Below are 13,718 nucleotides of genomic sequence, written 5' to 3'. Positions count from 1 at the left end.
GTGGTTTGTGCTCAAGAACTGGATGCGACAACGATGGAGTGAGTTTGAGAGTTTTCACAATTGTATAGATGCAGCTTTCAAAACCTGTCCTAACGTGCTCCCGTAGAGCTATATTAGATCAGTTTGCTACCGCGCAATCCTGGCTCCTGGTAAACGGCGATCGCCCTTACTTTGAATGTTGCTGTCGCCAAACCCAAGGGAGCAGTGCAGCAGGATCTGACCATACCCCCTCTTGCTGCTGCCTTACTTGTCCTTCCACCTGGGCAATGGTATCGCCGTTATAGCAATCTTCAACAAAGTCTGGATAGGTGTAAGCAAGGCTGCTGGCTACCATTTCAGCATTGATGAACAGCTCTTCTTCTGGACTCGCTGCATTCTGGGCTGAGATGAACACTTCTGCAATCGTTCTGCCCTGCCTGTCCTTGCCATGAGGGACAAAGATAATTTGCCCATTGACTCGATTGATTAGTTGTTCCAGGTATTGCTTCGATTCTGTTCCGAAGGGTTGCTCTAGCTCAGGAGCATCAATCCCACACAGCCTTAGCGTTTCTGATCGCCAACCCTTCTGAATCCTCAGAACATCCCCGCTCTGCACTTCAATCACTTGGGCTAATTGGCTGTTTCCTGGCCCCTGCGCTAGGGCTGCATTCTGCCCGGAGATGAAAGGGTAGTCGTAGTTTGGTTGTCTGTCGAGAGCGTTCTGCCGTTGCTGATAGGCAACCACACCGACTACCCCGAGAATCGGAATGATTGCGATGAGGAAACTGTATTTTTTGATTTGCCCTTGTTTGATCAACCTTTCAGGAGCAGGGGGATTAGGGTTAGGATCTTCTGCCATTGAAATTTATAGCAAGCACCGAATGATTAGAGTTAGAGTTCCCAGATGAATCGGGGCCAGCGCCTCCTATCTCCAGTTAGCTCTCCCACATCCGGTTGCCTACCCTCTTGTCTCTCCAACTGTTCTGAGCTTCCAGGTTTTGGGCACCCTAAGCGTTAAACGTTAAGGGTTTAGAAAGTGATGAAGTGGTTTTTGTATGCGCTACTCGCGCTCACCGTGAGTCTGGTATTGCTGTTCGCTCAACCGAGCGGAGCACAGCAGAACTGCGATTCGAGCTATCCAGATGTTTGTATTGCTCCGGCTCCGCCCGATCTCGATTGCGGAGATGTCAGTGTCACCAATTTTAGAGTCCTGCAACCTGACCCGCATCGGTTTGACCGAGATAAAGATGGCATTGGCTGTGAAACCTAAACCAGATGAATTAAAGAATCAAAACGATTGAACAATCGCCCTACTTTGGAGGTGGAAGGAGCGGGCAAGCTCTCGCCTAGCGAGTTCTGCTGCCAGGCAATTACCTCAAAGGGGGAACTGCTTTGCATCGCCCCTTTTAGTTTTGGGCTGCTCCATCCTTTGCCCCCTTCCTCGCTTCCAGTTCATTCTCCCTGGTGACAAAACCAATTCTTGTGCCAGGTACTGGGCATCCTAGCGCTAGTCAAACGGGCTGCCCAACTCACACGCCAACCGATGGGACAGCCACTACTATTTTGGGGACGCATCATGGCAATCGTCATTCCTGACTCTATTCCCGCTAAAGCCAGCCAGGGGGAGGAGAGGCTCTACAGAATTCTTAGAGATAGGTTGCCCGACGATTTTTGTGTCTGGTACGAACCGGATGTGAATGGCAGCTACCCAGATTTCATCATTCTGGGTCCCAGTTTTGGGCTGCTGATTCTAGAAGTTAAGGGCTGGTATGCCGGCAGCATCGAGGATGCCAACAGCAACTATTTCCGGGTGAGGCGCAGAGGAGACGGCGGTGAGGAGAGCGTGCAATCACATCTTTCCCCGCTGCGTCAGGGACATCAATATTACGGCAGTGTTGCTGACAAGCTTAAAGAGTACGCCATCCTCACTCATACAAGTGGGGATTTGCAGGGTAAGCTGACCTTTCCGATTGGCGTTGGAGCCGTAATGAGCAACATCACCACCGCTCAAGCTCATGCCGAAAATCTCTACACCCTGCTGCCCCATCCGCAAGTCGCTTACCGGGAGGAGTTGACCGGTTGGGAGTCGATCAGCACGGAGGCGTTGCTCGACCGCTTGAAGGCAATGTTCAAGGTTAACTTTGCGTTCCCGCCGCTCACCGAGGCTCAGCTTGGCACGATTAAGGGAGTGCTCTATCCAGAGCGAGTCGTTGGACCGCTAGATGCTTCAGTGCTCACCTACATGGATCTGGCACAGGAAAGGCTGGCAGCGGAGCTAAGAGAGGGGCACCGATTGTTCTGTGGGGTTGCGGGGTCAGGCAAGACCGTCATCCTATTAGCGCGTGCCCGGTATCTAGCGAATCGGCTCCAGGGGCAGCGTGTCCTAATTCTCTGCTTCAACCTGACCCTTGCGGCTTACCTCCGCTCCATCCTGCACGAGGACTCGAAGAATCCTCACTACAGGGAGCGGATTGAGGTGTGTCATTTTCACGGTTGGGCACACTCCCTGCTTGGCTACCTCCCTAATCCCGACCACGTTCAGGACTACGACCAATTCCTCGGCAAACAATTGCAAAAGGCGATCGCCGAGCTGCCAAGGGAGGAGAAGTGGGATTCAATCCTGGTTGATGAAGCCCATACCTTTGCCCCGGACTGGTTCAAGTGCTGTGTTGCGGCTCTGAAGGACTCGAAAAACGGGGATCTGATGATCGTCTCTGATGCGAATCAAAGGCTGTACAAACGGCAACCCTTTACCTGGAGTTCCGTCGGCATCAAAGCGAAGGGACGAACTAAAAAACTGAGCCAGAACTATCGCAACACGCAGCAGATTCTGACTGCTGCCTGGGATACTCTCAGACCTGCAATGGCAGGAGCCGAGGAGCCACCTTTACACGAGTTGAACCCAATACGGCTTTAGGGGATGGTCCGGTGCCAGTGCTTCATCTTGCTCCATCTCGCGCCAAAGCCGTGACCGCAGCAATCTGGAAGATAGAGCGGCTTTGTGAAGGAGTCTAAGGCTTTCAGGGTGTTAAGCAATGTTCTGCCAACAGTGTCACCGTTTCAATTACCCCTATTAGAAATCTTGCACAGCTTGAGGAGACGGCTTAAGAAATAAATAAAAAATGGGGTTGACATACATAATTTTTGTGTATTTAATGTAGATATGTTCAGCAATATAAGTGCACAACTAACAGCAGAATTTTTCCTAGCGAACCATTAACTGAGCGTAGTTGAACTGAAAATCAGCTCAGTCTCTATGCTCGGAGCCGAATTTCTAGAGCTGTTCGTGGTTGAGCACTTAACGACAATTCATTACCTAGAAGGATAAATATGAAAATTTCCCTCTTCTCCAAGTCAATACCTATAGGAAATTTCTCCAGTTCCGCTCATATTGCAACAAATTCAGCTTTGGACGACCTTTTGGATAACTTGGAAAGCTTAGCGATTGTCAGCAAAGATATTGCCCCGTTTCAATCAGGTCGCGTCTATTTTCAAGCAACGTGGTGGACTGCTGTGTGCCCACAGAATGTTCAAATCTCAGTAGGCAAAACTGTTCGAGTCATTGGTAGACGCAATATCACACTTCTGGTTGAGCTAATTCCGAACCAGTAACGGCAACAGACAAAACCACACCATCTATTCATACTCACGGAGGATTTCCTATGCACGCTATCCTTATCAATTCAGTTGAGTATCCCAGACCTTCCAAGGTCTATGAAGCAGTAAGGAACACCTATGGCAAAACCAACATTCATCTTTGTCATACTTATCCTCAATCGCAAAGAGCTCTCGCCTTGAACTATCGTCCGCATCATATGCGTTATCGGGTCATCAGAAGATTATCTTTACGAGAAAAGCATACGCCTGTAACAAGCCGCTCCAACATGGATTTGAAGGATGCAGAAGAGGAGTGTGTCCTCACAGCTGGTTCCCTAACATCAAAACTACCTGCACGGATTTCTAATACTTTCTGTCACTTGTTCAAGTTCTTAATCTCCAAACTTCATTACTGGCAAAGAGCCGATAGATGCACAACATCAAGGTAATAGGTGCTGCCAACAGGACAACCCCAGCAAACAAAATTTTTTGTTTGTTTTTTGTATAAAGATTATGGGAAATCTTGTACAAAAGATGTGGTTTGTATAGTATAGGGTTGGTGGCTTCTTACCTGAACGTTTAACTGAGGAACGATTTTGTATGGTTACTGAAAAGGGAACGTCAAAGAGAAAGCGATTGAACCTGGATCTCACTCCAGAGGCCTACGAGCTTTTGCAAAAACTGGCGGATGAATCAGGCAAAAATATGGCAGATGTTTTACGGACTGGATTAGCTCTATACGGTATCGCTCAGGAAGAGTCTAAGAAGGGGCGTAGCCTTGGTGTTGTCGAAGGAGAAAAAGTGGTTAAAGAGATTGTGACAACTTAACTTTTACAACCTTTGGATTTGGCATTTACAAGGGATGACCATATCAAACCGCAATGCCTGCCCTGTACCACCCCATAGAAATTGCAGGCATCATTATTCGTACAATGATGCCTGCAGCAAATCACAACACTTGTCCCTACGCCTTTACTGACCGTAACTTCAGAAGGTTTTCTGGATCAGATAACTTGAATGTGAGTTCGGATTAAGCCAAACGCCACGAAAGACCGGAACAAAGGCTTTAGCCAGATAACCGAACTACAAGCTCTTCTCAATCAAGTTATCTACTGCAAATATCTACATTTGTGAGTCTTGTTAATAAAAGCTTGATGAGAAAAAGGTCTTGGCGATCTTTTACTCTCAACTCACGCCGTCTCAAATTCTAAAGAAGGAAAGACTTCTGGAGCCGCTGTTATCTGAGAACGCTGCGATCGAATCAGAGCAAAAATGGAAAGTAACGGGGGTTTTACTATGGCTGACGGTCAGTTCTCTCAAGGACATCCGAAAGAAACGATTGAGGAAGCTTCGCGATCGTCCAATTGGAATTTTCCCGAGGATAGTTTGAAGCTGAGCGAGTTACGTAAAAACTTTAAGGTTAGTGTGTCAGGAGAGTTAGCTAGAGGACTGTGGTACCTCTTGGGGTTTGTTGTTGTTGTGCATTTGCTGACTGCAATTGCTTTAGCTTGGCGGCTGAGCAACAAGCCAGTCGCTGGCGATACTGAAGAACAGCGAACTGCACGAATTGAAAAAGCCCTATCAACTGTCAACGATACGGCAAAGACGTTATATCCAGTTTTGGGTGTACTAACTGCTGCTGTTTCAAATTGCTACTTCAGCAGTGTAGATTCTGAATCCTCTGATGGCGAGAAGGATAACTAATTTCTGACAGAGCTTGCAAAGGTTGAGTCTGCTTCTACCTACTCCTTATCCTCAGGGTTCCTATTCGCCGACTTTAGAATTACGCAATTGCTTTGAGATGAAGCTCAGGTCAAAAGCTAAAACCATTCAAGTGAGTTGCTTGAGCGATTAAAGTCAGTTGAAACTGACTTTAATTCAAGGTTGACCAGGAGATGAATTTCCTGATATGAAGTGCGTAAGTTCCGTTTTATTACCTTCCTCCATCATTTGACTCGACTGAGAAACTGCTCACTCTCCATTGCCATTTCGAGCGGATGATGGATGTTGCTCTGAGATGAATTGAAGTTTGCCCAGCCATGCCAAACCTTCTGTGCTTGCTGTTTAAACTGGGGTGCCACTGCACTCCAGTCTTCATCTTTATTCAATTCGTTTAGGAATTGGATTGCTTCTGCTGCGATTTTATTTTCCTGCCAACCCTGATCCGCTTCGTTTAAGAGCCACTCTGATGGGTAAGTTTTCCAATCCTCTTTACCAAAAGCAGACTCAAAAGACTTGCGGATGCGATAGTTACCTAAATTCTGGGCAGCACGGGCTATGTTGTATAAGTTGTCAGCGATTAAACGGGTAAAGCCAATGTATATAGCTCCTTTGAGCGATCGCAAAAAGTAATCTAGCGATCCGGCAAAGTTCTTCTCAATTAGCAACAACCGCTCTCCTCGGGCAATATTTACTTCTGCCCTGATAGCATCCTGGTATTCGATACTGTAAGTGGGTTCAATTGCGCGTCTAATAATCCGTTCTGCTAGCTCGGCAAAGGCAGTGGCGCGATCGCCCTCTCCCAAGCGGACACAAGAGCGACTGGCATTACTGATCCAATGCGCGGCCCGGTGACGATTTCCGGTTTTAGACGAACAGTACGCCGCCATTAGAAACTGCTTCACACTCGCAGCGAGGTGATCAATCTCATCCTGATTAGAGCAACAAAAGTTGAGCCTTGCTAATCGTCCCCACACTTCCGAGGCATGAATATAAATATCTGAATCAAACCGTCCACAAACCTGCTTTGAGTCGTTAATGTGACAACTCAGAGCTTGAATTGCCTTGGGTAATTCAACCCGCCATTGACGGGAATCAGAAAAAATGTTTGCATCGCCCTGGTAAAACTGTTGCAGGTTGTATTCCATGCTGTAGGCAATCTGTAACAAGGGATGCTCGGGGCTAGTCGCGTTGAGAAAATCCTGCATCTCCACTAACAGGCGAGAAGCAATGATCATGTTGCCTTCAATCATTGCCGAGTGAGCACAGGCAAGCTTGGCAATCCAGTATTTGTGATCCAAGTCGGCTTCATAGCAATCTCGAAGTTTTGAATATTGCTTCAGTACACCCTGTTTGAGATGGTTGATTTTTTCAATCACCGCAGTTTCTAAATATTCATTGGCAGATAGACCTTTGCCATAATCCACTTGTTGAATTCTGTACCCGTTGAGGACTTTTTTTCCTTGCACCAGATTGTCATCAATCTCAGCTACAGTACGGCAAACCTCATAATAACTGCGACAGCTTGACTCATCGGGAAAGTTTTCTGCTAACCAACTGCGGACAGCAACTACAGCTGATTGGAGAATTCCTAGAACGGTACTGCGATCGATCCAAACGCTTTGATAGATTCGACAATTGTGTGGATCATCTTGATGGTTGATCGGACGAAATGCTGTGGATGACCGAATCAAACTATAGTCCTTGTGCCCCAGGGTACGAGTAGAAAAATCTACCAGTTCTAACTCAGCGTCATATCCCATGCCCCGTCCTAAAGCGGCAAGCATCGTTTCAAAATGGGTGGTAGAAGTGCTGTAGCGCCAACGCACAGACTTACCCTTATCCTTAACTCCAAAATTGCAGGTAATCAAGGCTTCAATGACTGGCTCAGAAACAGCATCTTCTGGGTCACTACGGTCGAGAATTTCGGGGCGCAAACACTTTTCTGCCTTGAGGCAAGCTTCCTCAATGTCTTGCCAGATATAGCCAGTTTCTCGATGAGACAAAAATGGCTTAAGGGGAAAATTTAGTGTAGTAAATTGACATTGCGTAATTCGCATTTTCAAGCATTCATCAATGTGACTGTTGAGCCGTTCATTCTCGGCGATCGACATATACAGTTCAAAGAATTCCGCATTGTTTAATTCTGATTTTCCCGAAATTGCCAAACGGGATAGCGCCCCTTGCAATTTCTGTTTAATCACACCTTCTGGAGCGTTGGGTAAGCGATTTTTTTCTACCCATCGGTCAATCCGATCAATCTGCTTATCCATTGAAGTAAGCACGGTATCGTTAGTATCACATTGCATTAACTCAAAAAAAACTTTATGTTTTCCCGGAAATGAGTTAGTGACAAACATTTCCAGGAAATCAGTTAACGTTATAAATTCAGCAAAATCCGAAACAGGTAAGTTTGATAACCTTGAAACAATTCGATGGATTTGTTGAAGGCGACTAGGATGAACATCTAAAGTTGGTTTTTGAGTATGAGGGAGAAACCCAGCAGCTTTTAGCAGAGCATCAGGGCCCTGCTGGCGCAGCTTGTTGCGCTGCGATTGGGCTGCACTACTAAGTTTTTTTTGGGAGTGAGCGGGATCAGTCAACAAATCCCACAATCGCATGAGATTCCATCGCTGAATCGGTAGCCCCTTCTGAGCATCCTGCATAAACATCACTAGGGGTTGCCGACTGATCCCCATACACTGAGCAAGTTCTGTGTTAGTTGCCCCAAGCTCTGTCTTGTAGCGATCTAATTCTTGACGCAGCTGCTCCCAATAAAACTGTTGCTGTTGAAAATAGGAATCTTCCTGAAGGGGTTTGTCAGTCATATCCAGAAACTCCACGGCTTAACTCTGTCATTTTATAGACAAATATCTGAATTAGATGTGAATATTTGCCCAATTAGCTCAAATTTGTGTCATCAGATAACAAGATGTAATTTGACAACGATTGTGGTATTTTTGACAGTGTATAAACACTGTATAAAGAAAAAGTTTTTCCTAGCAGGTTAATACTCCACAAACTGCTGCATTCGTAAAACCCTTTGTCCAAAGGTTGCTGTTGAGCAAAGCCGAATGCAGGGCGTGTGTGATTTCGTGAAGTGGTACTCCGTCCGTTTGCGACAGAGCCAGTCATTAGAAAGTCATTAGAAAGACAGCAATTATGGTGTGGGTTCGTAGGTCGATCGCTCCGGTTATCTAATGGTCACCTTATCTGTGCAATCCCCCTCACAGCAGAGCATTCTATGAGTATTCAGCCAATTAGTCCAAATCGGCTTAGAACCCTGATATTAGCGGTACAGGACTGGATCAAATCCAATCGGGCAACCACATGGACTCGATATCAGTTCACAGTGGGGATCAGGCTTTTCTTTGCAAACCGCATATCGGCGATTAAACGAATTGCTCATCCTCGAAGGCAACCTAGAAGAAGGATCACTAGAAACGATCTCAGACCCAACGGCAGTTATATTGGTGCAGACCTACGAGGGCTCAACTTACAAGGAATTGACCTGCATGGCGCAGTGCTGATTCATGCTAACTTGCAGGGAGTCAATCTTCGAGGTGCCAATCTAAAGGGGGCAGATTTAGGCAGTGCCAATTTAAGGGGCGCAGATCTTGCCGAGGCAATTCTGGAGCGGACTGATTTAAGTGGGGCTATTCTTCAGGGATCAATTCTGCGCTCTACTCAACTTAATAATGCGGTGCTAAAAGCGATCAACCTGCGCGAGGCAAATCTCACCGATGCTAACCTGCGCGGGAGTGATCTATATAGGGCTGACCTGCGCGAGGCAAACCTCACCAATGCTAATCTTTATCAAATCAGCGTCACCGATGCCTGGTTACAGCGTGCCAATTTAAGCAACGTTGTTTTATCTGGTGCTGATTTGAGTGGTTCAGACTTGAGTTATGCCAACTTAGCAAACGGACAATTGCGCGGGACAATTTTGCGGCGCTGTATTTTAATCCATGCCGATCTAAGCCATGCCCAGTTAGCTAGCGCAAGTTTGCGGGGGGCTGATTTAGCCAATGCGATGTTACAAAGCACTAACCTTAGTCATGCTAATTTAGCGTTCACAAATTTACAGGATGCTAACTTTAGCAACGCTGATTTGAGTGAAGTTAATTTGAGCGGAGCCAATCTCTCTAGAGCCACCTTGACCCATGCCAATCTCAGCGGTAGCCGTATGGTCTTTGTCGATTTGACAGAAGCTAATTTGCAGGGGGCAACCTTGCTGCGGGTAAACTTGAGTGACTCAGATTTGCAAGAAGCAAATCTGAGTAATACTCGGTTAAACCGTGCTTACTTAAGTAGTACTAATTTTATGGGCGCGATTTTAACCGGAGCAGATTTGATCGGAGCGAACTTACTCCGGGCAAATTTTCAACTGGCTAATCTTCAGAATATAGTGCTCAAACGTTCTTACATGAGTGATGTTGATTTGCAAGGAGCAGACTTAGGCGAAGCTGACTTGAGCGGAGCCGACTTGAGCGGGGTACGGCTAGATGCAGCCCAAGTCATAGAGACTAAATTTTGGGAGAACTTAGGACTCTGTGAATCACTTCGCCTGGATTTACAGGAGCGTGGGGCAAGTGTGATTTCCTGCTCACCCAGGTTCAATCAGATACAAATCTCGGATTTGTCTGGTTTGGATTGTGAGGAGTTGCTAGCAGAAAAGAGACGACGAGCAGATGAAGTCCGAGGCGATCTGCATGATCGTTTCCTAGATATTGAAGAGAATCTTCAGAACTGGCGGGAATTTCTCAACCTGCTCTTAGCTGATTTAGCTGCGTGGGATAACTACGGTAACTCTGCACCTAAGACTTTAAGAGAATACAATTTAATCCAACAACTTGCTTGTGCCTTCAAGTCCAGTTGCGCTGATTGCGAAACAGAAGTGCAACAATACAAAGAACACTTGTTTAGTCAGTTTGACCACATGGCAAGTAATGAGTTGGTTGATTGGATTACCATTGAATTTCCGGCAGAATTGGATTGTATCCACGAGCAAATACTTCAACTTAGGTCTTACCGACAAACTACCCATGCCTTGTGGATAAGGCTTCATAAGCTTAGGTAACTATAAACTTTGAAGTGAACCCTTTTACTTGCCTTTTGCAGATCATATTCATTGCTTCAATCCCACTCAACGTTTTTCTTGCCGTGTTGAACGTCCTAAATCCCATCCTCGGCTTCACGATGTGCTTGATCAACTGATGGTCCTGCTCAGTGATACTGTTCAAATATTTGCTCTGTCGTCTTCGGTCTGAGCTGCGCTCGTTTCCTCAAACTCAACGTTTCGATGGCGACCCGATAAGCAGCATTCTTGTCCATGGTCATTACTCGTGGAACTTGCGTGTGCTGCTCCTTGCATGGGGCAGTCGCAGTACTGCCCCATGAAGTAATGCCTTAGACTTCACCGCGTCAGTGCAACTTTAGAACTCTGGAACGACAAGTACTTCTAGTACTCCTCATCAACCGAAACAAAATCTCCGCGAATCCATCCAATTGCTCCTGATTCCTCAAACTGAACGTTATACCAAATGTATCCATCTTCACCCGTAGTACTATCCTGGATTAGCACTTGATCACCTACCAGCCCATACCTACGAGTTGGTAGATTAGCTCTTGGTTCGTCTCGAAGATTAATGCGTGCTGCTGAACTGTCGGCAACTAACGTAACCTGTTGTCCGACCGTAGAGTCTATTGATGTGGAATTGAATTGACTGTTACTCGTTCCACTGACTGCCTGTTGAAATTCTTGCTCTAATTGCCACTGTTCCTGTTGCAAATATTCCAGTCGTTGTTGAGCAGTTTCAGCACGTCTCTGGCTTGCTGCTATTTCGATTTCGGTTAACCTATCTTGCTGCCTAGCTTCAATTTCATCAAGCCTTCTCTCTAATTGAGCAGCTTCTAAACTCCCACTAATTGAAGCAGACTGCTGAGATTGGTAAGCTTCCTCTATCGTGCGATCGCCTAATCCAACTATCTGCCAAGAACCATCTATTTTTCTAAGTTCAAAATCAACTGATTCAAGTGGAGACTCCCAGCCTGTCCCTTCAGGACGTGTAATAGTAGCTATTGCTGTATTACGTCCGGTTTTTTGAATGGACTGAGTCACCAAATACCATGTAGTAGGCTGTTCTACTGCTTCAAGAGTAGAATCTATCCCATCTTTAATCTGGTTAGAGATTTGTACCTTTAATCCTTCAGTCATGCTGTCTATCAGGTTAACAGCAAACATTTGTCCCAAAGCTTCAAACTCATTGCCTGCGGTTTGAGCATCTGTCACAAGATCAGCTTTTGCTAGCTCAATTACATGGGTCACGTAGTCATCAGTCACTTCATCAACATCTACAAGCACTTGCACTTTTCTCGTACTATCAGAGTCAATTGCTTGCCCCAGTTGAAAGAGAAAAAACCGAGGTGTTTGCATGAAAGCGGCGATTAAACCAACCCCAAAAGCAACAGGAAGGGCTACTACTGCAATCCTCTTAAGTATTGATTTTTTTTGCTGTGGTTGCATTGAGTTTGCCTTACCAAAAAGATTCCTTTAAAGCTTTCCCGCTAATGAGAGGGAACTCCTATGCAGAGTTTGAAGGTTGTGTGAAACGTCAAAGAACCTGGACTGCTTTTACGGTGCGAGCGCTCCTATCCATCTGGGCACCCTAGCCCTAAACATTGGGTGCCTGCTATGAATATCAGATGGAAAAAAGTTTTGACCCTAGTGGCGATCGCCTCTATCTGCTTTCTTGCCCTAATCTCAGTCGTGGATCATCTCAGAGTTTGGGCGGCTGGCGGGGTGTGGTGTGCAGAGTCTGACCCAGAAGGTAACGTGAAATTGCTGTATGGCGCTGAGGCTTGCAACATTCCAACAGCAGCACAGTCAAAGTAAGGACAAAATAAAAGCCCTAGCAGTGCTGCCAGAGCCCAGTGAGTCTAACAAGCTCAGAGTTCCCTTGCTACGGAGGGAAGTAAAGGGCGATCGCTCTAAACAAACAAGCATCTACGCAACTTACTCCCTTCCCACTTAAAGGCTTAGTTTTAGCAACGGAAAAATTTTGGTCGTTAGTGAGGGATTGAACCTAACTGTCCCATTTATAGTGTTTGGGCATTCAGCTCTCAGAAGCTTGAAAAGGCGGAAACTCGTTGATTGGGTTTTGAACTGTCCCATTTATGGCTGAAGATCGGACAGTTCGAGCTAACGGATACCTAATCAAAGCGATTTCTAAACGCTTTACACGCCAAGCCCTTCAGCCTTAACGACCATTTTTTGTCCGTTGCTAAAACTAAGCCTTTAAGCGAGTTGTCGGCATTCCGCCCAAAGGCTTCTTCAAGCAGGTTGCAAGCTAAGCAAGATTTTACAATTTTCCGACACGGCGGTTCCGATAAGCTGTCCTCAGAGTCGATGAGGAGCAAAACAATGAGGAAGCTAAATCGTTCGCGTCGTGGATTGATCAAAGGTGCTGCCTTGGCTGCAACCGGAATGACACTAGGAGCAGGACTATCGCCCTTGCAAAGCAAGCAAGTAACGGCACAAGCCCCCGCTCAGCCTAGTGTCCAGCCTCAACGCTTAAATACGCTTCCCTTGGCTGGGAAAGTCGCATTCGTCACTGGAGCGGCGCGAGGGATTGGACGGGCAATATCAGAAGTTTTTGCGATGAATGGTGCTGATGTTGCCATGCTCGATATTGCCGATCCTGCTTGTTTGAACTCTTCACGGGGTTATCGCGTGTCCAATATGGACGAGTTCAATGCAGCCGTTGCTGCTGTCAAGCAATACGGTACGAAGGTTCTGCAAATCCAGGTAGATGTTCGAGATTTAGCAGCAATGCAGTCCGCTGCAGAGCGTACAACCCGTGAACTAGGTGGAATCGATATTGTCGTTGCCAATGCGGGCTATGTGGCTTGGCACAGCTTTGAGGATGGCACCCCTCAACTCTGGCATGATGTATTTGATGTCAATGTTCATGGGGTTTTCAATACGGCAAAAGCTGCCATTCCGTTTCTTAAGCAGCGGGGTGGTGGACGGATCATCAATATGGCATCTGTAGGAGGTAGGGCTGGATTTGCTGGCAATGGTGCCTATACATCCACTAAATGGGCTGTGATTGGAATGACCAAGCAGGCTGCTCAGGAGTTAGGGCAATACAACATCACCGTCAATGCGATCGCGCCTGGTGCAGTCAACACGCCTATGTATCGCAGTGAGGGACAAATGCGATCGATGGGTGTTTCCAGTCCAGAGGAACAGGACGCACTGATTAATCCAGTGAGTCCGCTGGGTAATGCTGGAGCAATCGAGCCAGTAGATATTGCCCAAACAGCACTTTTCCTGGCAAGTGACGCAGCAAAAACAATTTCAGGAACAACAATCGATAATGCGCTGGGCTTCAATGCGAGCTATACAGGGTGAGCTTAGA

At 46.5% G+C, this 13,718-nt stretch carries 11 protein-coding genes and 2 pseudogenes; 9 read left to right on the top strand and 4 right to left on the bottom strand.

Features of this window, described 5'->3' with window-relative positions; all coding sequences use genetic code 11:
* Window positions 1-106: pseudogene (locus tag H6G00_RS13800) on the top strand (IS630 family transposase); the annotation flags it as partial.
* A gap of 60 nt (window positions 107-166) precedes the next feature.
* Here H6G00_RS13800 and H6G00_RS13795 read toward each other — a convergent pair.
* Complete coding sequence (locus H6G00_RS13795; protein ID WP_190797174.1) at window positions 167-838, bottom strand: thermonuclease family protein; 672 nt, start codon at window positions 836-838, stop codon at window positions 167-169.
* 180 nt (window positions 839-1,018) lie between these two features.
* Between H6G00_RS13795 and H6G00_RS13790 the strand changes: the two genes are divergently transcribed.
* The 5 genes from H6G00_RS13790 (at window position 1,019) to H6G00_RS13770 (ending at window position 5,280) form a co-directional block, all read left to right on the top strand.
* Complete coding sequence (locus H6G00_RS13790; RefSeq protein WP_190797173.1) at window positions 1,019-1,249, top strand: excalibur calcium-binding domain-containing protein; 231 nt, start codon at window positions 1,019-1,021, stop codon at window positions 1,247-1,249.
* A gap of 210 nt (window positions 1,250-1,459) precedes the next feature.
* Window positions 1,460-2,896, top strand: a complete 1,437-nt coding sequence (locus H6G00_RS13785; RefSeq protein ID WP_190797172.1) for a nuclease-related domain-containing DEAD/DEAH box helicase — start codon at window positions 1,460-1,462, stop codon at window positions 2,894-2,896.
* A 413-nt stretch (window positions 2,897-3,309) separates the two neighbouring features.
* The gene (locus H6G00_RS13780) at window positions 3,310-3,591 is read left to right on the top strand and encodes an NfeD family protein (protein WP_190797171.1); all 282 of its coding nucleotides are present in this window, start codon (window positions 3,310-3,312) and stop codon (window positions 3,589-3,591) included.
* A gap of 585 nt (window positions 3,592-4,176) precedes the next feature.
* Window positions 4,177-4,404: a hypothetical protein gene (locus tag H6G00_RS13775; RefSeq protein WP_190797170.1), complete on the top strand. Its 228-nt coding sequence runs from the start codon at window positions 4,177-4,179 to the stop codon at window positions 4,402-4,404.
* 468 nt (window positions 4,405-4,872) lie between these two features.
* Complete coding sequence (locus H6G00_RS13770; RefSeq protein WP_190797169.1) at window positions 4,873-5,280, top strand: hypothetical protein; 408 nt, start codon at window positions 4,873-4,875, stop codon at window positions 5,278-5,280.
* Window positions 5,281-5,522: 242 nt separating this feature from the next.
* Here the strand turns inward: H6G00_RS13770 and H6G00_RS13765 are convergent, their stop codons facing one another.
* Window positions 5,523-8,123 (bottom strand): hypothetical protein, encoded by a 2,601-nt coding sequence (locus tag H6G00_RS13765; protein WP_190797168.1) that lies wholly within the window; start codon window positions 8,121-8,123, stop codon window positions 5,523-5,525.
* A gap of 416 nt (window positions 8,124-8,539) precedes the next feature.
* Between H6G00_RS13765 and H6G00_RS13760 the strand changes: the two genes are divergently transcribed.
* Window positions 8,540-10,375 carry a pentapeptide repeat-containing protein gene (locus tag H6G00_RS13760; RefSeq protein ID WP_190797167.1) on the top strand — a complete coding sequence of 612 codons (1,836 nt, stop codon included), beginning with the start codon at window positions 8,540-8,542 and terminating at the stop codon, window positions 10,373-10,375.
* On the opposite strand, the pseudogene H6G00_RS36635 reads toward H6G00_RS13760, so the two are convergent.
* Together H6G00_RS36635 and H6G00_RS13750 are read right to left on the bottom strand one after the other, a co-directional pair.
* Window positions 10,368-10,553, bottom strand: a pseudogene (locus tag H6G00_RS36635) (DDE-type integrase/transposase/recombinase); the annotation flags it as partial. The gene H6G00_RS13760 and the pseudogene H6G00_RS36635 sit on opposite strands and share 8 nt — an antisense overlap.
* A gap of 203 nt (window positions 10,554-10,756) precedes the next feature.
* Window positions 10,757-11,821, bottom strand: coding sequence for a DUF2939 domain-containing protein (locus tag H6G00_RS13750; RefSeq protein ID WP_190797165.1), 1,065 nt, complete (start codon window positions 11,819-11,821; stop codon window positions 10,757-10,759).
* Window positions 11,822-11,989: 168 nt separating this feature from the next.
* Here H6G00_RS13750 and H6G00_RS13745 point away from each other — a divergent pair, with 168 nt between their 5' ends.
* Window positions 11,990-12,190: a hypothetical protein gene (locus H6G00_RS13745; RefSeq protein ID WP_190797164.1), complete on the top strand. Its 201-nt coding sequence runs from the start codon at window positions 11,990-11,992 to the stop codon at window positions 12,188-12,190.
* A 528-nt stretch (window positions 12,191-12,718) separates the two neighbouring features.
* Window positions 12,719-13,711 (top strand): SDR family NAD(P)-dependent oxidoreductase, encoded by a 993-nt coding sequence (locus H6G00_RS13740; protein WP_190797163.1) that lies wholly within the window; start codon window positions 12,719-12,721, stop codon window positions 13,709-13,711.
* Window positions 13,712-13,718 lie beyond the last annotated feature (7 nt).

Origin of the sequence: Leptolyngbya sp. FACHB-541 (genome assembly GCF_014695875.1) — a bacterium.
Lineage (GTDB): Bacteria > Cyanobacteriota > Cyanobacteriia > Elainellales > Elainellaceae > JAAUTN01.
Note: the sequence above shows the minus strand (reverse complement) of the source record. Positions and strands in the feature narration are given on the sequence as shown.

Excerpts from the sequence above, each read along its gene's own strand:
- H6G00_RS13750 (WP_190797165.1), bottom strand. The coding sequence starts at position 11,821 with ATGCAACCACAGCAAAAAAAATCAATACTTAAGAGGATTGCAGTAGTA.
- H6G00_RS13770 (WP_190797169.1), top strand. The coding sequence starts at position 4,873 with ATGGCTGACGGTCAGTTCTCTCAAGGACATCCGAAAGAAACGATTGAG.
- H6G00_RS13745 (WP_190797164.1), top strand. The coding sequence starts at position 11,990 with ATGAATATCAGATGGAAAAAAGTTTTGACCCTAGTGGCGATCGCCTCT.
- H6G00_RS13765 (WP_190797168.1), bottom strand. The coding sequence starts at position 8,123 with ATGACTGACAAACCCCTTCAGGAAGATTCCTATTTTCAACAGCAACAG.
- H6G00_RS13780 (WP_190797171.1), top strand. The coding sequence starts at position 3,310 with ATGAAAATTTCCCTCTTCTCCAAGTCAATACCTATAGGAAATTTCTCC.
- H6G00_RS13790 (WP_190797173.1), top strand. The coding sequence starts at position 1,019 with ATGAAGTGGTTTTTGTATGCGCTACTCGCGCTCACCGTGAGTCTGGTA.
- H6G00_RS13775 (WP_190797170.1), top strand. The coding sequence starts at position 4,177 with ATGGTTACTGAAAAGGGAACGTCAAAGAGAAAGCGATTGAACCTGGAT.
- H6G00_RS13795 (WP_190797174.1), bottom strand. The coding sequence starts at position 838 with ATGGCAGAAGATCCTAACCCTAATCCCCCTGCTCCTGAAAGGTTGATC.
- H6G00_RS13740 (WP_190797163.1), top strand. The coding sequence starts at position 12,719 with ATGAGGAAGCTAAATCGTTCGCGTCGTGGATTGATCAAAGGTGCTGCC.
- H6G00_RS13760 (WP_190797167.1), top strand. The coding sequence starts at position 8,540 with ATGAGTATTCAGCCAATTAGTCCAAATCGGCTTAGAACCCTGATATTA.